Raw genomic sequence first — 17592 nt, 5'->3', positions numbered from 1 at the left:
GGAGCCGCCGAAGCCATCGACGCCGGAATCAGCAGCCCTCCCGACACCATCGCCGCCGAAGCGACCAGCGTCGCCACACGGAAACCACGACGGTTCGAACGGACAATGTTGTTGGTACGCGTCTTACGGTTCATGACCTGCTCCTAAGGCGAATCAAGCGAATGAAGTGAAGGGGTGTAAAGGAAGGAATTCCGGCCCCGGATATTCCGGTGGCCTTGAAAGCTTTTCGGTTATCCGGTGAGGAGGAGTTCCTCCGGGGAGGTTTTCCGTCTCTTTCCGTGTCACCAGTAAGCCCCGCCACTACCACCCCGGTCACGTTCCGGACATTCGGGACTTGACGCAGCCCGGAGTACCTGCTGCCCCATGGACCGGGCCGCGCCCCGGCCGCGTGGGCGTCGGCGGTGTAGGTGCGGCCCGGCCGGGCAGACGCCCCGCATGACGCACCGGCCCCGACCTTGACCCGTCCCTGCGCCCCGGGAGTGACCATGGCCGTACGACACCGCCTCATCCACGCCGCCCCGCACGAGGTGTGGGACGTCCTCGCCGACCCCTCCAGCTACGCCGCGTGGGTCGTCGGCACCAGCGAGTCCCGGGTCGGCCGCGGCCACTGGCCCGAGCTCGGTTCGGACCTCGAGTACACGGTCAGGATCGGACCGTGGAAGCTGTCGGGCACCACGGCCGTCCGGCGGGTGGACGCCCCTTACGAACTGGAGCTGGAGGTCGACAGCGGACCCGTCGGCACCGCCCGGGTGGCCATCGAGGTCCGGCCCTGGGGCACGGAGTCCCTGGTCATCGTGGACGAGCACCCCCTGCGCGGGCTGGGTGGCGCCCTGCACAACGCCGCGCTCGACGCGCTGATCCAGCTGCGCCACCGCGACATGCTCAAGCGGCTCGCCCGCGTCGTCGAGGACCGCGCCGGAGCGGGCGCGCACGTACGGACCTGAGGACGAGGGGAGAGGCGATGCCCGACGCCATCGTGATCGGAGCCGGGCCCAACGGCCTGGTCGCCGCCAATCTGCTCGCCGACGCCGGCTGGAGCGTGGAGGTCCTCGAAGCACAGCCCGAGCCGGGAGGAGCCGTCCGCAGTGACCGCGGTGTGCACCCCGACTACGTCAGCGACGTGTTCAGCGCCTTCTATCCGCTGGCCGCCGCCTCGCCCGTCATCGCCTCCCTGGGCCTGGACCGCGAGGGCCTCGCCTGGAGCCACGCTCCCCGCGTGCTCGCCCACCCGCTGGCCGACGGCCGGTGCGCGGTGCTCGACCGGCTGCCGCACGACACGGCCGCGGGACTGGACCGGTTCGCGGCCGGGGACGGCGACGCGTGGACGGACCTGTGCGCCGTCTGGGACCGGCTCGGCCCCGACATCATCCGGGCCCTGTTCACGCCCTTCCCGCCCGTGGTGCCCGCCGCCCGGCTCCTGGACGGCGTACGGCGGGCCGGCGGGCTGGCGCTCGTACGGAAGCTCCTGCTGCCCGTGCGCCGGCTGGGCGAGGAGGACTTCCGGGCCGAGGCGGGCGGCCTCCTCCTCGCGGGCAACGCCCTGCACGCGGACCTGCCCCCCGAGGCGGCGGGCAGCGGCGGGTACGGATGGCTCATGTCGATGCTCGGCCAGCACCACGGCTTCCCCGTCCCGGCCGGCGGCGCCGGGCAGCTCACGGCCGCCCTGGTCCGGCGCCTGGAGCGCCGGGGCGGCGCGGTCCGCTGCGGCACGCCGGTCGTCGAGGTCGTCGTACGGGGCGGCAGGGCCGTCGGCGTCCGGACGGCCACGGGGGAGGGCGTTCCGGCCCGGCGGGCCGTCCTGGCCGACGTGTCGGCGCCCGCCCTGTACGGCTCGCTGGTCGGCGAGGAGCACCTCCCCGACAGCGTCCTGAAGGACCTGCGCCGCTTCCAGTGGGACTTCGCCACCTTCAAGGTGGACTGGGCCCTGGACTCCCGCGTGCCGTGGACGGCCCCGGAAGCGGCGACCGCCGGCACGGTCCACCTGGCCGACGGCGTCGACGGCCTGACCGCGTCCGCCGCCCGGATCGCCACGGGACTCGTACCCGAGGACCCCTTCCTCATCGTGGGCCAGATGACCGCCGCCGACGCGACCCGGTCCCCGGCGGGCACGGAATCCGCCTGGGCCTACACGCACCTGCCGCACCGGATCAAGGGCGACGCGGGCGGCCAGGGCCTGACCGGGCGCTGGACGGCCGGCGAGTGCGAGGCGATGGCCGACCGCATGGAGGAGGTCGTCGAGCGCTACGCCCCCGGCTTCCGCGCGCGCATCGTGGGCCGCCGGCTGCTGGCCCCTCCCACGATGGAGGCCATGGACGCCAATCTGCGCGACGGGGCCATCAACGGCGGCACGGCCGCGCTGCACCAGCAGCTCGTCTTCCGGCCCGTCCCGGGCAACGGACGTCCCGAAACGCCCGTCAAGGGCCTCTTCCTCGCCTCGGCCTCCGCGCACCCGGGCGGCGGCGTGCACGGCGCACCCGGCGCCAACGCGGCCAGGGCGGCCCTGCGGCGCCACCTGCCCACGGTCCTTACCGTGCGCCGCAGGCGCCTGCCGCGGTCCGTGTAGCGCCGCAGCGCAGACGGCCGCGCCCCTCGCGGCGCACGCGGGCGCGGCGCCCTACCGTGAACCGCATGTGGCTCCTGCTGACTTCGGACACCCACCTGCCCACCCGCGCCAAGGCCCTCCCGGACGCCCTCCTGGCTGCTGTCGACGACGCCGACGCCGTCATCCACGCCGGGGACTGGGTCGACGAAGCCACGCTCGACCTGCTGGGCTCGCGGTCCCGGCGGCTGATCGGCGTGTACGGGAACAACGACGGCCCCGGGCTGCGCGGCAGGCTTCCGGAAGTCGCGCGCGCGGAGCTGGAAGGGGTGCGCTTCGCGGTCGTGCACGAGACGGGGGCGGCCACGGGGAGGGAGCGGCGGTGTGCGGAGCGGTTCCCGGACGCGGACGTCCTGGTGTTCGGCCACAGCCACATCCCGTGGGACACCACCGCGGGCAGCCTGCGCCTGCTCAATCCGGGCTCGCCCACGGACCGCAGGCGTCAGCCCTACTGCACGTTCATGACGCTGACGGTCGCGGACGGGCAGGTCCGGGACGTGACGCTGCACCCCCTGCCCCCGCGGCGCTGACGCCTCAGACGGCGACCCCCGCCCCGCCGGTCATCCGCTCACCCGGCCCGGCACGAGCCGGAGGAAGGCCCGGGCGTCGACGACCGCCGCGCCGCCGGGGTCGTTGTTGAAGTAGGCGTAGACGTCCGCCTCCCGCGGCCAGGTGTCCCCGATGCGGTCCGCCCAGCTGCGCAGCGCCGTCCGCCCGTAGCGTGGCCACGGACGGGCTGCGCCCTCGTGGAAGCGCACGTACGCCCAGTCCGCGGTCCGCCACAGCGGGGTCAGCGGGCGCGAACCGCGGTCGGCCCAGCACAGGGCCGCGCCCCGGGCCGTGAGCACCGAGCGGACCTCCTCGGTCCACCACGACGCGTGGCGCGGCTCGACGGCGACGCGCGTGCCCGCGGGGAAGCAGGCCAGGCACGCGTCCAGCGCGGCCGGGTCCGCCCGCAGGGTCGGCGGCAGCTGGAGGAGCACCGGGCCCAGCCGGTCGCCCAGGGACGCGGCGTGCGTCATCAGCCGCAGCACCGGCTCCGCCGGCTCGCGCAGGCGTTTGACGTGGGTCAGGAAGCGGCTCGCCTTCACGGCGATGACGAAACCGGGCGGAGTACGGGCCCGCCACTGGGCGAAGGTCTCGGGCGACGGCAGCCGGTAGAAGGCGTTGTTGACCTCCACCGTGGTGAAGTGCCGCGCGTACTCCTCCAGCCACAGCCGCTGGGGCCGGTCCGGCGGGTAGAACACGCCGGACCAGTCCCGGTACTGCCATCCCGACGTACCGACGAAGAGGGCCATACGGTCCGCCTGCCCGCGGCCCGCCTCGTCATACCCCCGATCCGCGGCCGGAGACGGCCCCCGCCCGCGAGGGCGGGGGCCGGCGGTCAGTCGTCGGCTTCGGGCAGCGGGCGGGGTTCGAGGGGCCGGGTGGCCGGGCCCTGGAGCACGGCGCCGTCGGGGGCGAAGCGGGAGCCGTGGCAGGGGCACTCCCAGGCGGTCTCGGCGTCGTTGAAGTGGACGAGGCAGCCGAGGTGGGTGCACCGGGCGGAGACCGAGTGGACCTTTCCGGCCTCGTCCCGGTAGACCGCGCACCGGCGGCCCTCGATCCGCGTCACGGCGCCCGTGCCGGGCCGGATCTCGTCGACGCCGTCGACGTGCGAGGGCTTCAGGCGGTCACCGACGAAGTGTTTGACGGCCGATGCCTGGATCTTGAGCAGGGAGCCGGCCTCGCGCGGGTGCAGGCGCCGGGGGTCGTACAGGCCGGTCCAGGGCAGCTCCTGCCCCGTGACGTGCGCGGCCAGCAGCCGCCCGGACATCACACCGCCGCTCATGCCCCAGCCCCCGAAGCCGGTCGCCACGTAGACGTGCTCCGCGCCGGGGTGGAAGCGGCCCACGTACGGCACCCGGTCCGTGGTGGTGTTGTCCTGGGCCGCCCACCGGTGGGTGAACCGGGCCTCCGGGAAGTGCTCCCGGGTCCAGGCGGCGAGCGTGTCGTACCGCTGCGTCACGTCCGCGGCGCCCGGCTTGAACTTCTCGCCCGTGACGATGAGCAGGCGGCGGCCTTCGCCGTAGGGGGCGGTCCGCACCGAGCGGGTCTTGTCCTCGGAGGTGACGTAGGTGCCCTGCGGGTCCCGGTCCGCCGGGATCTCGGCCGCGACGACCAGCTCGCGGTGGGGTTCGAGCCGGGAGAAGAGCAGGGCCCGGTCGAAGACCGGGTAGTGGGTGGCCACGACCACGTCCCGGGCGGTGATCTCGTGCCCCGCCTCCGTGGTGAGGCGGCACGGTGTGCCTTCGTCGAGGGAGACCACGCGGGTGCGCTCGTAGACCTGCGCGCCGAGGGCGGTCAGGTCGGCGACCAGACCCAGGAGGTACTTGCGGGGGTGGAACTGCGCCTGCCGCTCCATCCTGACGGCGCCGGCCACCGGATAGGGCAGGTCCGTACCGGTCACGAACGCCGCGGGCAGCCCCGCGTCCCGGGCCGCCTCGGCCTCCGCCCGGAGGTCGTCGACCGCCTCGGGGGACCGGGCGTACACGTGGCTGGGCCGGTGTTCGAGGTCGCAGTCGATCCCCAGCTCTTCCGCGACCCGGGCGACCTGCTCGACGGCCTCCTGTTGCGAGCGGGCGTACAGCCGGGCTCCCTCGGCGCCGAAGGACTTCCGCAGCTGCGCGTAGAGCATGCCGTGCTGGCTGGAGAGCTTCGCCGTGGTGTAGCCCGTGACGCCCGCGGCGACGCGGTCCGCCTCGACGAGGGCGACCGACAGTCCGCTGCGGGCCAGCTCCCAGGCCGTGCTGATCCCCGCGATTCCCGCGCCCACCACGGCGACGTCCACGGTGATGTCGCCGGAGAGCGAGGGATGGGGGGTTCCGGTCGTGCGCATCCAATACGATTCGTAACCACCGGGTGGACGGGACATGCTCGGTCTCCGCTTCGGTCAGGGCTTCGGTCTGAACGGCGCCTGCCCGGAGCCGGTCCGGCCATGCGTCACCCGCGGACCGCGGACCGCGGTCCGACGCCGGGCCGCGCCGCCCCGCGCCGCCCCGCAGGTCCGGCGGCCCCGGCTTGCGGATTCATCGGACGCGGGGTGCGTTCGACTGGTCGAATGGAGCCCCCAGTTGGGGCATTGCGACGACCTCGGGAGCACTGCATGGCGACGGACGCCCACGACGGACCGATACCGGCGGCAGCGGGACGCGGGCAGCGGGTCCTGGACGTTCTGGACAAGGCGATCGGCCTCCAGACCCCGCTCGTGCGCAAGAACATCGCCCGGGCCCGCCAGCGCGACCCGCAGGCGACGCCGGAGCAGGTCATCCGCACGCTGGAGCGGATGTACGTCAGCGCCCTGACCGGGACGGGCGCCGCGGTGGGAGGCAGCGCGGCCGCGCCCGGGGTGGGCACGACCGTCGCCCTCGCCCTGTCGGCGGGCGAGGTGCTCTCGTCCTTGGAGCTGAGCGCCCTCTTCGCGCTCTCGCTCGCCGAAGTCCACGGAGTCGCCATCGACGAGATCGAGCGGCGCCGGACCATCGTCATGGGGATCATGCTCGGCGGCTCCGGCTCCGCCACCATCGCCGGTGTCGCCGAGCGCACCGGGCAGCACTGGGGGCGACAGGTGGTCGCGAAGGTGCCCGTCGAGACGCTGCGGCGGATCAACGCGATCCTGGGGCGGAACTTTGTCACGAAGTACGGGACCAAGCAGGGCATCATCGTGCTCGGGCGGGTGGCCCCCTTCGGCATCGGCGCGGTCATCGGCGGGGGAGCCAACGCCGCGATCGCCGCACTGGCCGTGCGGGCCGGTCGTCGCGCGTTCGGGCCGCCGCCGACGGAGTGGGCCGACTGAGGTCCGCGAGGGGCTGACCCGGGCTCACGCTGGCGGCGCCGCCCATGTCCGTACCGAACCGGTCATCACCTGATCCGAAACGGACAACTACGAAAGTTCCGCACGGTGCGGAGCGTCCGCTGGAACCATGTGGGGGACTCGCCGGGCCCGGTCGCCGGGCGGGATCGGAAGGCTGTCGCGGGCCCGTCCACCGGGCGCCGCGACGGTGTGCGAGGGACGCGCCCGTGGTCCGCGAACGGCGGTTGACGCCGACCGGCGCGGGACGTCCTGTGCGACCGCGCCACCGCCGGTTTCCTGGGGCCTCCGCTTCCGCCGTCGTGCGCGGCTCCTGTAGGGGGGTCCATCGTGTCGTCCTCGATCCACCGGCTACGCCCGCTCGCGATCCGCGTCCCCATCCGCAGACGGCGCCGCGGAGCGGCGGTGACGACCGCGTTCGTCCTCGCGGTGACCGCTCTGGGCGGCCTGACGGCCGCCCCCGCGGTCGCGGCCGCCCCGCTGGTCGTCACCGCACCGGCGTCCGCCGTCACCCCGACCGTGATCGCGAGCGTGCCGCTCGGCGCGGGCCCCGAGAACGTGGCCGTGGCACCGGACGGCCGCCACGTCTACGTCAGCAACTCCGGCGTCTTCATGGGCACGCCCGGCAACACCGTCACCGTGCTGGACACCGCGACCAACACCACCGGCCCCGCCATCGGCGTCGGCAACGGCCCGGCCGGGCTCGCGGTCACGCCCGACAGCGCGCACCTGTACGTCGTCAACCGCGGCGCCGCCACGGTCAGCGTCGTGGACACCGCCACGGGCATGGTGACGGCCACCGTCGCCGGGATCCACGATCCGCTCACGGTGGCGGTGAACCCCGCGGGCACGCGGGCCTACGTCGTCGACTCCGCCTACCCCAACGGGTCGGTCCGCGTCCTGGACACCGCCACCAACACCGTCGCCGCGTCGGTCACCGTCGGCCCGTACGCGCGCGACGTCGCCTTCAGCCCCGACGGCGCGCGCGCGTACGTCACCAACCTCGGCGACAACACGCTGGGCGTCATCGACACCGCGAGCCTGACCGTGACCGCCAACGTGCCGCTGAGCGACCAGCCGTTCGCGGTCACGGTCAATCCCGTCACCGGAGCGGTGTACGTCAGTCACGGCAACGACGACTTCGTGTCCGTGGTGGACCCGGCCACGCTCACCGTCACCGGGACGATCACCACCGGGGGCAACCCCGGGGGCGCGGCGGTCAGCCCCGACGGGAGGACCGCGTACGTCCCCAACGCCGGCAGCAACACCCTGTCGGCCCTCGACACGGCGTCCCGCACCGTCACCGGCGCCACCTCGGTGGGCGGCGGCCCCGTCGACGCGGGCCTCAGCCCGGACGGCACCCTCGCCTACGTCGTCAACTACGGCAGCGAGACCCTCGACGTGCTGCGCGTGGCGGAGGCGGCCCCGACCGTGAGCGCGATCAGCCCGGCCTCCGGCCCGGCGGGCGGCGGCAACTCCGTCACGCTCACCGGTACCCACCTGACCGGCGCCACCGCCGTCACCTTCGGCGCCACCCCGGCCACCGGCGTCAGCTGCACCGCCACCGCGTGCACCGTCACCGCCCCCGCCCAGCCGTCCGGCACCGTGGACGTGCGGGTCACCACGTCCGGCGGTACCAGTGCGGCGAGCGCGGCCGCCCGGTACACCTACCTCGCGCCGCTCGCCGACATCGGCGTCGGCCTCGCCGCCCAGCCGCACCTCGGCATCCTGGTGCCCTACCTGACCTACACCCTCACCGCCCACAACACCGGCCCTGGCGCGGTCACCTCCGCGACCCTGACGGCGACGCTCCCGCCGGGAGCCTCCGCCACCAGCCTCTCCGCCGGATGCACGAGCGCGGCCGCCACGGTCACCTGCGCGTACGGGAGCCTCGCGAACGGCGCGAGCGAGACCAGGACGTTCCGCGTTCCCCTGCACCTGCTGACCCTCGGCCCGGTCAAGGTCACCGCGGCCCGCACGGCCTCCGCTCCCGCCGACACCCGCCCCGCCAATGACACCGCGGCCGTCACCTGCACCGCGCTCTCCGTCGTCCTGGTCACCTGTACCTGACCCACGACGGTCCGCCCGCCCGAAAGCCCCGGGCGGGCGGCAGCTCCGCGAGGGGCGCGGCTCACAGGCCCGCGAGGAACTCCCGGACGAGGGCCGCGCTGCCCTGCGGGTCGGCCTGGAGGACGAAGTGATCGGTGTCCAGGGCGCGGTAGGCCGTTGTGGGGCGGCGCTCGGCCATGGCGAGGGCCTGCGGCGTGGGCAGCGCCTGGCTGCGCAGGCCGTGCAGGAGCAGGGCGGGGCAGGTGCTGGTGAGCCACTGCTTCCAGTGGTCGCCGTGGACGAGGGTCTCGGAGTCGACGGTGTCCTGCGGGTGGAACGGCAGCCGCCAGCCGGTGCCGTCGGCGAGCGGCCGCAGGCCCGGGGCGACGGCGGGGGCCATGGGGCCGCAGGCGGCGAGGAGTTCGTCGCGGGTCGCGGCCGTATAGGGGAAGCCCAGCACGAAGGCGAGCGGACTGGCGCCGTGGTCGGGGAGGTCCGCGGGAGCGTCGACATTGATGAACGCCTCGACCAGGGAGGGGTGTTCGGCGGCCAGGTGGAAGGCGTTGACCCCGCCGAGGGAATGGCCGAGCACGACGGTCCGCTCGGTGCCGAGGTGGGCCAGCAGGGCTATGAGGTCGGCGAGGTAGCCGTCCCGCGTGTAGTCCCCGGCGCGGTCGGAGTCGCCGTGCCCGCGCTGGTCGGGAGCGATGACACGCCAGTCGGGGCCGAGGGCCGCGGCCAGGTCCGTGAAGGAGGAGCCCTCGGATAGGTGCCCGTGCAGCGCGAGCAGCGGACGGCCGGTCCCGCCGAAGTCGAGGTAGGACAGGACGCGGCCGTCGAGGGTCAGGGCGTTGCGGGCGGGCTGGACGGACATCGGGGGTTCCCCTCGGTCGGTGCGGGCTGACAGCGCAACCATACAATCGTCTATGACGCTTGTTCAATACATTTGTATGAACGGACTGTCGTCCTTGCCCGCGGCGGGCCCCGGACGCGTCGAGCCTAGGAAGGGGTGGGGTGCGGGGGTGTGCCGTCGGCGCGGAGATCCTTGACCTGCGGCGCGGAAAGGCGCGGAAAGGGGGCGCGGGCCGACGGTGCGCCGCGGCTCAGTTGGCGCGGGTGTAGCGGACGTCCTCGCGCCAGATCCGCTCCAGGCGGACGCGCGTGCCCGGGCGGGGGGCGTGCCAGATGTGGTTGTCGCCCGCGTAGATGCCGACGTGTCCCATGGTGGCCCCGGCGGGGAAGAAGACCAGGTCGCCCGGCGTGCGCTGGGACCGGGAGATGCGCCGGGTGCTCTCGTACTGCTGCTCGGCCGTGCGGGGGAGCGTGCGGCCGGCTTTGCGGAAGGCATAGAGGGTGAGGCCGGAGCAGTCGAACCTCTTGGGGCCCGTCGCCCCGTAGGCGTAGGGGGCGCCCCGCTTCGATGCCGCGATCTTGACGGCTTTGGCGCCGTAGGACGATGCCGCCCGGGCGGGTGGGGCCTGGCTCGTCATGGTGGCGAGCGACATTATGAGGGCGAGGGCGACGGCGGGCGGGGAAAGGCGGTGGACGGGTCGTCTGGATCGTCGGGCTTTGGCCGGCTCCTGGAATCGCATTTCTGTGAGGCGCAATCGTGATACCTCCGCATTGGCTGCGTAACGAATCTCGACGACGGTCAAGCTATCCCCGATTGCCCGCTTTGTGCGGGATTCTGACGCGCTCCGGAGCGTTTTGATTCGGTAAAGGACGGCGCTGACTCCGGTTCAGGAGTTCGCGCCGCGATCGGCCCCCTTCGCCCCGCCGGGCAGGCGCGCGGCGGCCGCGGACAAGGAGCGAAGGGCCAGGAGCAGCACCCCGATGTCGTCCAGGTAGACCGGATCGGGGATGAGGTCGACGGGGGAGACGGTGTACACCACGGCGAACCAGAACAGCGCCTTGTCGCGCAGGGGGACTCCGGCGTCGATCAGGAGCCGCCTCGCCGCGAAGACCCTGACGAGCAGTACCGCCGCACCGATGGCGAGAGCCGCGGCGACCACCGCGGCCAGGATGAGCCAGTCTTTGCCGTCCATGGACCTCCCTATACCCGGGACCCGCCCCGGGACCCCCCTGCCCGCCGGTCTTGTCGCGCCAGGTATCTTGCATCGCATGGAACCAGGTGATTCGACCAAGCAGGCCCGGGCCGCCGCCCAACTGCGCAAGGGCGTCCTGGAGTACTGCGTCCTCGCCCTCATGCGGGACCGCCCCCGCTACGGCGTGGAACTCCTCCACGCGCTGGAGGCCTCCGGCGCTCTGGCCACCAGCCAGGGCACGGTCTACCCGCTGCTGTCCCGGCTGCGCCGCGACGACCTGGTCACCACCACCTGGCAGGAGTCCGCCTCGGGTCCGCCCCGCCGCTACTACGCGCTCACCGACAGCGGCCGGGCCGCGCTGGAGGAGTTCACCCGTGTATGGCCCGGCTTCCGCGACGCCGTCGACGCCTTCCTGACCGCCTGACCGCCGTCCCCCACGCCTCCACCGGAGACCCCGCATGAAGACTTCCGACGACCGCGTCCGCGACTACCTCCGCGCCGTCGAGCGCGAGGCCCGCGTCCTGCCCGCCGACCGCCGCCAGGAACTCCTCGCCGACCTCGCGGAGCACATCGAGGTGACGTGCGCCGAGCGGCCCGATGCCGCGATCGGCCAGGTGCTGGAGGAGCTGGGCGACCCCCGTACGAACGCGGCCACCGCGCTGGCCGAGGCGGGAATCGCAGAACCCGGCGCCTTCGCGGCCCCCGCGATCCCGCCGGTCCCGGCGGGGTACGGCGTGCCCGCGCCCGCCCGGCGCGGAAAGGTGCACCCCCTCGTGCCCCTCCTGCTGCTGATCCTCTCGCTGCCCTTCCTGATGGTCTTCCCCGACCAGCCCGGGCCGCTGATCGGCGTCCTCTTCCGCGTCGTCGGCGCCGTGCTCCTGTGTACTTCGGTGCACTGGGTCGCCGTACAGAAGACCACCGGCGTCCTGCTCACCGCAGTCCTGCCGAGCGCCGTCATCGCCGCCTGGAACCTGTCCGACGGCGGCCCGGCGGGCGACGCCCCCGCTCTCGTGGCCAACCTGGTGACGCTCGCCCTGCTGGCCGGCACGGCCACCTGGCTGTGGCGGGTCCGCCGCCCCTGAAGCGCACCGGGAGGACGGGAACCGTTCCTCCGGATCCTGCGTGAACCCTGGATGTCGTAGTCGGCTGGTGGAGGGAACCTGATGAAGACGAGTGCGATGGCGGCCGCGGCCGTATCGGTCTGCGTGGTGCTGACGGCCGGGGCGTGCGGGCCGGACAAGGCGAAGGGGGAGGCGGGGGCGAAGCCGTCGCAATCCTCCGCGTCCGCCTCCGCGCCCGTACAGACGCCGACGGCAACGCCGTCCGCGTCGGCCGACGCCGGGAAGCCGTCGGCCGCCTCGACCGGCAGTCAGCCCGCCCCGGCGACGAAGGAGCGCGCGATCGCGCGCTACGAGCAATACCTGCACGCCCTCGGCCGCGAGGACCTCGCCACGGTCTGCGAGGTGGCCGGACCCGGCGCGAAGAAGGCGGAGGAGAAGGGATTCGGGCCGTGCACGTCGACGTACGTCCTCGTGTTCCAGATGATCTCGCCCGAGCAGAAGACGGCCCTGCGCACCGCGACGGTCGATCCGGACCGCGTGGTCGTGCGCGGCCCCGAGCGGGTCGAGATGCCGCTCGAAGCGGTCAGGTCCTCCGCCACCTTCACCGAGGAGGACCTCGGCAGCTACACCCTGGAGTACCTCAAGAACGACTACTACATCACCGACGGGAAGTGACCCCCTCCGCCCTCCCGCACCGGCACCCCCCGGAGGGCGTTTCGCCGGAGGCCGGTGTCACAGGCTTGTTCTAGCCTCGGTGCCGAAGGGCTCGAAGGGCTCACCCCTGTACCGGAGGACGGCGCGCCATGGCCTCGACGCAGCAGAAGATCACCACGTTCCTGATGTTCGAGGGCAGGGCGGAAGAGGCCCTCACCTTCTACGTCTCCCTGTTCGAGGACTCCGAAGTCATCGACATCACCCGCTACGGCGCGGACGGTCCCGGGGAGGAGGGCACGGTCCTGCACGCCACCTTCGCCCTCACCGGACAGCGGCTCATGTGCATCGACAGCCATGTGAAGCACGAGTTCGGCTTCACTCCGGCGATGTCGCTCTTCGTCGAGTGCGACGACGAGGCGGAGCTGGACCGCCTCTACGCGGCCCTGGCCGAGCAGGGCACGGAGCTGATGCCGCTGGGCTCCTACGGATTCAGCGCCCGGTTCGGCTGGGTGAACGACCGCTTCGGCGTCTCCTGGCAGTTGAACCTCCGCGCGTAGCGGACCGGTCGTGCACCCGGCCGAACCGGCCCGGCCCGGGAGGGCCGGACCGGTGCGGCCCGCGCGGGGCGCGGGGGTGCCGGGGTCAGGAGACCGGGACGCGGGGCGGCTCCTGCGCGGTCCACGGGTCGGCCGCCGCCTGCGTACGACGCCTCGTGCGCCCGGGCCGTACGGGCCACCAGGTGCCCCGGCCGAGGAGCGCCGCCAGCGCGGGCACCAGGACCAGGGACAGGACGGACGCCGAGAGCAGGATGCCGAGGGCCGTGGCGAAGCCGACCTGGCGGGAGCCCGGGTCGGGGGCGGCCGCGAGGCTGCCGAAGGACCCCGCCAGGACCAGGCCCGCCGTGGTGATCGCGGGCGCGGTGCTCCGCACGGCGCGCGCCACCGCCGCCCGGGCCGGGCCGGGCCGCTCCATCTCCTCGCGGATCCGGTCGCTGATCAGGATGTTGTAGTCGGTGCCGAGGGCGACGACGAACAGGAACAGCACCAGCGGGAGGGTGAAGGCGACACCGGGCTTGCCCAGCACGTGCTGGAAGACCAGCGCGGAGGCGCCGAGCGTCGCCGCGAACCCGAGTCCGACGGAGATCATCAGGATCACCGGCGCGAGCAGGCTGCGCAGCAGGACGACCAGGATCAGGGCGATCAGCGCGGCCGCCACCGGGAAGACGATCCGCAGGTCCTGGTCCACGGCCTCGGCCACGTCCACGAACACGGCGGCCGTGCCGCCCACATGGGCCACGGTCCCCTCGGGGGCGTGCGCGGCGACCGCGCCGCGCACCGGCCCGGCGACCAGCTCGCGGGCCGCCTGCGTCTGCGGGTCGGAGGTCAGGTACAAATCGATGCGGGCGGCCCGCTGGTCCTTGTTCAGCGTGACCGGCCCGACCCGGCCGACGCCCTTGACCGCGCCGAGCGCCCGGGAGAGGCCGTCGAGCCGCTGGGTGGCGAGGGCTCCGCCGTCCCCCGCGGTGACGTACACGGTGGTCGGTTCCCACGCGTCCGCCGGAAGCGCCCGGCCGATCTCGTCCGCGGTGGCGGTGGCCGCGGTCTTCTCGCCGCCGCCGCCCTGGCCGTAGTCCATGGCGATCCCGGCGAGACCGGTCGCCAGCGTGCCCAGCAGGGCCACGGAGGCGAGGGCGAGGGCCACCGGACGCCGCGCCACCAGATCGCCGAGCCGCCCGGCCGTACCCGCGCGCGGCGCGCGCTTCAGGGCCCGGGAGGGCCAGAACATCTTCCGGCCCGCCATCGCCAGCATGGCCGGCATCAGCGTCAGGCTGCCGAGGAGCATCACCAGGACCGACACGGCGATGGCCGGCCCGAGCACCCGGAACTGCCCGAAGGAGGCGATCCCGAGGGTGGCGAACGCGGCCACGATGGTCAGCGCCGCCGAGGTGATCGCCGTACCGACGCGGCCGGAGACCTCGGCGGCCACGGCGCGGGCGTCGCGCTCCGGCTGCTCGCGCAGCCGCTCGCGGTAGCGGAAGAGCAGGAACAGGAAGTAGTCGATCCCGATGCCCAGCAGCACCACCCCGATCAGGCTGGGGGTCGATCCGTCGAGCTTGATCCCGGTCAGCATCGCGGTGCCCGTGACGGCGCCGCCCGCCGCGCCGCCGATGAAGGTGATCGCGAGCAGCGGCAGGACGGCCGCCAGGACGCTGCGGAACACCAGCACATTGAGCAGCACGATCAGCGCCGTGGTCAGGCCGCCAACGACCTTGGTCCGCGTCTCACCCGCGTCGGTGGTGTCGGTGGCCGACGCGATGCCGCCGGTGAAGCCGGTGCGCATGCCCGCGTCGGCGAACGCGGCCCGGGCGTCCGCGCGGAAGGCGCGGAAGACGTCCAGCAGGCCAGGGTCCATCGAGTTTCCGGTCAGCCGGACGGAGAGCAGCTGGAAGCTCCGGTCCGGGGCGGTCATCGCCGGCGCGACCACGGGGGTCTGCGAGTGGTCGATGAGCAGGAAGGACGGAGCGTCGTCCTCGGGCGGGGGCATGGCCACCCGGCGCCGCCCCAGCTCCTGTGCGGCGGCGCCGATGCGCTGCTCGTCCGCGCCGGTCAGGGGCGCGCCGTCGGTGCGGGCGACCAGCACGGTCACGGTGTTCGCGTCCGGTTTCACCCCGAAGTGCTCCTCGGCGACCTTCAGGGCGGCGGCCGAGTCGTAGGTGGAGGGCAGGAAGTCCCCCGGCTGGGCCCCGGTGACCCGGTAGACCAGGGCTTGGTTCAGGAAGGTGAGGGCGATGCCCAGCACCGCCCAGACGGCGATCACCTTCCATGGGTTCCTGGTGGAGAAGCCGGTCAGGGCGCGGATCACGAAGTCCTCCGGTACTGCGGGAAGCGGGGGCTCCGGGGTGGTTCCCGGGCCGTATCCAGACCATCAGGAGAGAGGGGGCGGGTCGTCGGGGCGCGGGATGAGAAGCGGACGGGGACCGTGGTCGGGCCGCGCCCGTGGACCAGGACCCTGGTCCTGGTCCGCGTCTCCCCCCACGGTCCGAGTCCGCTGGTCGGGCCCGGTGCGAGAATGGGATCTCGGCGTGGTCGCGGCGCACCGGCACGGGATCGAAGGAGTGGGCGGCGGCCCCGGGAGAGGACCGGATGAAGGCCCATAGGAGCGGGGAACGCCGCACGGACCGCGCGGGCGGCGCAGGCCGTGGGGACGGCGCGGGCGGGGCGGACCCGCGGGCCGCCGCACCGCCGTGGACGCGGGAGGACGCGCTCGTCACCATCGGCGTGGTGGCGGCGGACCTGATCGGCTACGGCATGGCGCGGCAGTCCGGTGACTGGCCCGCCACGGCGGGCGGCATGCTGCTCCTCGTGGCGTCCGCGCTTCCGCTGCTCGTGCGGCGCCGCTACCCGGTCGTCGTCTTCGCGGTGGTCATGGCCTTCGAAGCCGTGCTGCGGGTGGGCGTCCCGGTCGCGCCGGGCCTCAACACCAGCCTCGTCGTGGCCCTGTTCACGGTCGTCCGGGCGGGACGCCGGGCGGTCACGGTCGCAGTGAGCCTGGCGACCGTGGCGCTGGCCCTGCTCGGCCCGGTGGGCGGCCTGCCGCTGGCGTGGTCGGCGCTGGGCTACACGACCTCCACCGTGCTCGTCGTCACGGCCGCGCTGCTGGTGAACCGCTGGCAACGGGAGGTCGACGTCAACCGCCGGCTGCTGGCCGACCGGGCCGTCGCCGAGGAACGGCGCCGCATCGCACGGGAGTTGCACGACATCGTGGCCCACCACATCACCGTCATGCAGCTGATGGCGGGCGGCGCCCGGGCCAACCTCGCCCACGCGCCCGACGCGGCCCGCGAGGCCCTGGTGACCCTGGAGGACTCCGGCCGGCTCGCCCTGAGCGAGATGCGCCAGCTCCTGGACGTCCTGCGGGCCGACGACCCGCCGCAGGACGCGCGGCGGAACCCGCCCGGCGCGTCGGCCCGCGCGGACGCCCCCGAGGCGCCGCAGCCCGGAGCCGAGGACCTGGAGCGGCTCGTCGCCGAGTCCCGGCAGGCCGGGCTACCCACCGAACTGAGCGTGGGGGGCGAGCCGTACCCGCTGCCGCCGACCGTCGGCCTCACCGTGTTCCGGCTCGTCCAGGAGGGCCTCACCAACGCGCGCAAGCACGCGGGGGACGCGCGGGCCTCCGTACGGCTGGCCTACCACCCGGACCGGATCACCGTCGAAGTGCGCGACGACGGCGCGGGCGCGCCCGGCTCCGCGGGTACGCCGCCGGCGGAGCGCCCGGGCCGGCCGGGGCGGCCCGGCTCCGGCTACGGCCTGATCGGCATGCGCGAACGCGTCGCGCTCCAAGGCGGCACGCTGGAGGCGGGGACGCTCGACGAGGGCGGGTTCCGGGTGGCGGCGGACCTGCCCGTGGAGCGGGACGCCTCGGGCGCGCCCGTACGAGAGGAGGCGCGCCGATGAGCGCGGGGACGAACGAAGGGCCGGGCGCGGAGACGGGCGGGGACCCGAGCGGAGGGCCGGGCACGCCGGCCCACGCCGCAACGGGCCGGCCGCCGACGCCGGTACCCGCCCCGATCCGGGTCCTGATCGCCGACGACCAGCCCCTCGTCCGGCGCGGTCTGGCGCTCATCCTCGGCCCCGACCCCGACGTCGAGGTCGTCGCCGAGGCGGGCGACGGCGAGGAGGCCGTGGACCTCGCCCACCGCCACCGCCCCGACGTCATCGTGATGGACATCCGAATGCCGGTGCTCGACGGCGTCGGCGCCACCGGGCGGATCGCCGCCGAACTGCCCGGCTGCCGGGTCCTCGCCCTGAGCACCTTCGACCTGGACGAGTACGTGGTCGCCGCCCTGCGCGCCGGTGCCTGCGGGTTCCTGCCCAAGGACGTGTCCCCTGAGGAACTGCTCGCCGCGGTCCGCACCGTGCACACGGGCGAGGCCGTCGTCGCCCCGAGACTGCTCACCCGGCTGCTCTCCGCCTACGTCACCGCCCCCGTCCGGCCCGCGCGGCCGGCCGTTCCGGCGCCGGACGTCGGTGACCTCACGCCCCGCGAGGCCGAGGTGTGGCGGCTGATGGCCACCGGGCTCGACAACGCCGAGATCGCCGGGGAGATGGACATCAGCGGTTCGACCGTCAAGAACCACATCACCAACATCTTCGGCAAACTCGGTGTGCGGGACCGTGCGCAAGCGGTCATCGCCGCCTACGAGTGCGGGATCGTCGAGGCCGCCCGGGACAGGGACTTGGCTTAGATGTTCCGCTGATCCGGTGCGTTCGCGCCGTGTTGACCCTCCCCGATGGCCGGATGTCGTCGGCCCGCTTCCCCGAAACCGAGCGACGG

General features: G+C 74.0%; 17 protein-coding genes. 11 read left to right on the top strand and 6 right to left on the bottom strand.

Going from position 1 to position 17592, the window contains the following annotated elements; translation table 11 throughout:
* Positions 1–485 precede the first annotated feature (485 nt).
* From ABZY31_RS16725 to ABZY31_RS16715, 3 genes are all read left to right on the top strand, one after another.
* Positions 486–944: an SRPBCC family protein gene (locus tag ABZY31_RS16725; protein WP_356410529.1), complete on the top strand. Its 459-nt coding sequence runs from the start codon at positions 486–488 to the stop codon at positions 942–944.
* 17 nt (positions 945–961) lie between these two features.
* Positions 962–2563, top strand: a complete 1602-nt coding sequence (locus ABZY31_RS16720) for an NAD(P)/FAD-dependent oxidoreductase (protein WP_356410527.1) — start codon at positions 962–964, stop codon at positions 2561–2563.
* 65 nt (positions 2564–2628) lie between these two features.
* Positions 2629–3129 (top strand): metallophosphoesterase, encoded by a 501-nt coding sequence (locus ABZY31_RS16715; protein WP_356410524.1) that lies wholly within the window; start codon positions 2629–2631, stop codon positions 3127–3129.
* A 30-nt stretch (positions 3130–3159) separates the two neighbouring features.
* Here ABZY31_RS16715 and ABZY31_RS16710 read toward each other — a convergent pair whose 3' ends face one another.
* Positions 3160–3897 carry a DUF72 domain-containing protein gene (locus ABZY31_RS16710; protein ID WP_356410521.1) on the bottom strand — a complete coding sequence of 246 codons (738 nt, stop codon included), beginning with the start codon at positions 3895–3897 and terminating at the stop codon, positions 3160–3162.
* 86 nt (positions 3898–3983) lie between these two features.
* A complete protein-coding gene (locus tag ABZY31_RS16705; protein WP_356410518.1) occupies positions 3984–5513 on the bottom strand; it encodes an FAD-dependent oxidoreductase in 1530 nt (509 codons plus the stop codon).
* 231 nt (positions 5514–5744) lie between these two features.
* Here ABZY31_RS16705 and ABZY31_RS16700 point away from each other — a divergent pair, with 231 nt between their 5' ends.
* Entirely contained in the window at positions 5745–6434 is a 690-nt protein-coding gene (locus tag ABZY31_RS16700) for a hypothetical protein (protein WP_356410515.1), read from the top strand.
* Positions 6435–6854: 420 nt separating this feature from the next.
* Positions 6855–8519, top strand: coding sequence for a beta-propeller fold lactonase family protein (locus ABZY31_RS16695; protein ID WP_356410512.1), 1665 nt, complete (start codon positions 6855–6857; stop codon positions 8517–8519).
* A 61-nt stretch (positions 8520–8580) separates the two neighbouring features.
* Here the strand turns inward: ABZY31_RS16695 and ABZY31_RS16690 are convergent, their stop codons facing one another.
* From ABZY31_RS16690 to ABZY31_RS16680, 3 genes are all read right to left on the bottom strand, one after another.
* On the bottom strand, positions 8581–9372 hold the full coding sequence (locus ABZY31_RS16690; RefSeq protein WP_356410509.1) for an alpha/beta hydrolase: 792 nt from the start codon (positions 9370–9372) through the stop codon (positions 8581–8583).
* A 229-nt stretch (positions 9373–9601) separates the two neighbouring features.
* Positions 9602–9988: an NlpC/P60 family protein gene (locus ABZY31_RS16685; RefSeq protein ID WP_356410506.1), complete on the bottom strand. Its 387-nt coding sequence runs from the start codon at positions 9986–9988 to the stop codon at positions 9602–9604.
* Between the two features lie 249 nt (positions 9989–10237).
* The gene (locus ABZY31_RS16680) at positions 10238–10543 is read right to left on the bottom strand and encodes a YkvA family protein (RefSeq protein ID WP_356410504.1); all 306 of its coding nucleotides are present in this window, start codon (positions 10541–10543) and stop codon (positions 10238–10240) included.
* Positions 10544–10619: 76 nt separating this feature from the next.
* Here ABZY31_RS16680 and ABZY31_RS16675 point away from each other — a divergent pair, with 76 nt between their 5' ends.
* The 4 genes from ABZY31_RS16675 to ABZY31_RS16660 all read left to right on the top strand — a co-directional run bounded on the left by ABZY31_RS16675 (position 10620) and on the right by ABZY31_RS16660 (position 12815).
* Positions 10620–10967, top strand: a complete 348-nt coding sequence (locus ABZY31_RS16675) for a PadR family transcriptional regulator (protein WP_356410501.1) — start codon at positions 10620–10622, stop codon at positions 10965–10967.
* Between the two features lie 34 nt (positions 10968–11001).
* A complete protein-coding gene (locus tag ABZY31_RS16670; RefSeq protein ID WP_356410498.1) occupies positions 11002–11625 on the top strand; it encodes a hypothetical protein in 624 nt (207 codons plus the stop codon).
* An 81-nt stretch (positions 11626–11706) separates the two neighbouring features.
* Entirely contained in the window at positions 11707–12279 is a 573-nt protein-coding gene (locus ABZY31_RS16665) for a hypothetical protein (protein WP_356410495.1), read from the top strand.
* A gap of 128 nt (positions 12280–12407) precedes the next feature.
* Positions 12408–12815, top strand: a complete 408-nt coding sequence (locus tag ABZY31_RS16660) for a VOC family protein (protein WP_356410492.1) — start codon at positions 12408–12410, stop codon at positions 12813–12815.
* An 85-nt stretch (positions 12816–12900) separates the two neighbouring features.
* On the opposite strand, the gene ABZY31_RS16655 is transcribed toward ABZY31_RS16660, so the two are convergent.
* The gene (locus ABZY31_RS16655) at positions 12901–15120 is read right to left on the bottom strand and encodes an MMPL family transporter (protein ID WP_356410489.1); all 2220 of its coding nucleotides are present in this window, start codon (positions 15118–15120) and stop codon (positions 12901–12903) included.
* Between the two features lie 281 nt (positions 15121–15401).
* On the opposite strand from ABZY31_RS16655, the gene ABZY31_RS16650 reads away from it, so the two are divergent.
* A complete protein-coding gene (locus tag ABZY31_RS16650) occupies positions 15402–16712 on the top strand; it encodes a sensor histidine kinase (RefSeq protein ID WP_356410486.1) in 1311 nt (436 codons plus the stop codon).
* Positions 16709–17503 (top strand): response regulator transcription factor, encoded by a 795-nt coding sequence (locus tag ABZY31_RS16645; protein ID WP_356410483.1) that lies wholly within the window; start codon positions 16709–16711, stop codon positions 17501–17503. Before ABZY31_RS16650 ends, ABZY31_RS16645 begins: the two co-directional genes overlap by 4 nt.
* The last annotated feature ends 89 nt before the right edge of the window (positions 17504–17592 follow it).

This window comes from Streptomyces sp. NPDC006529 (assembly GCF_040611795.1).
Lineage (GTDB): Bacteria > Actinomycetota > Actinomycetes > Streptomycetales > Streptomycetaceae > Streptomyces.
This window is presented reverse-complemented; position numbering and strand designations above follow the sequence as displayed.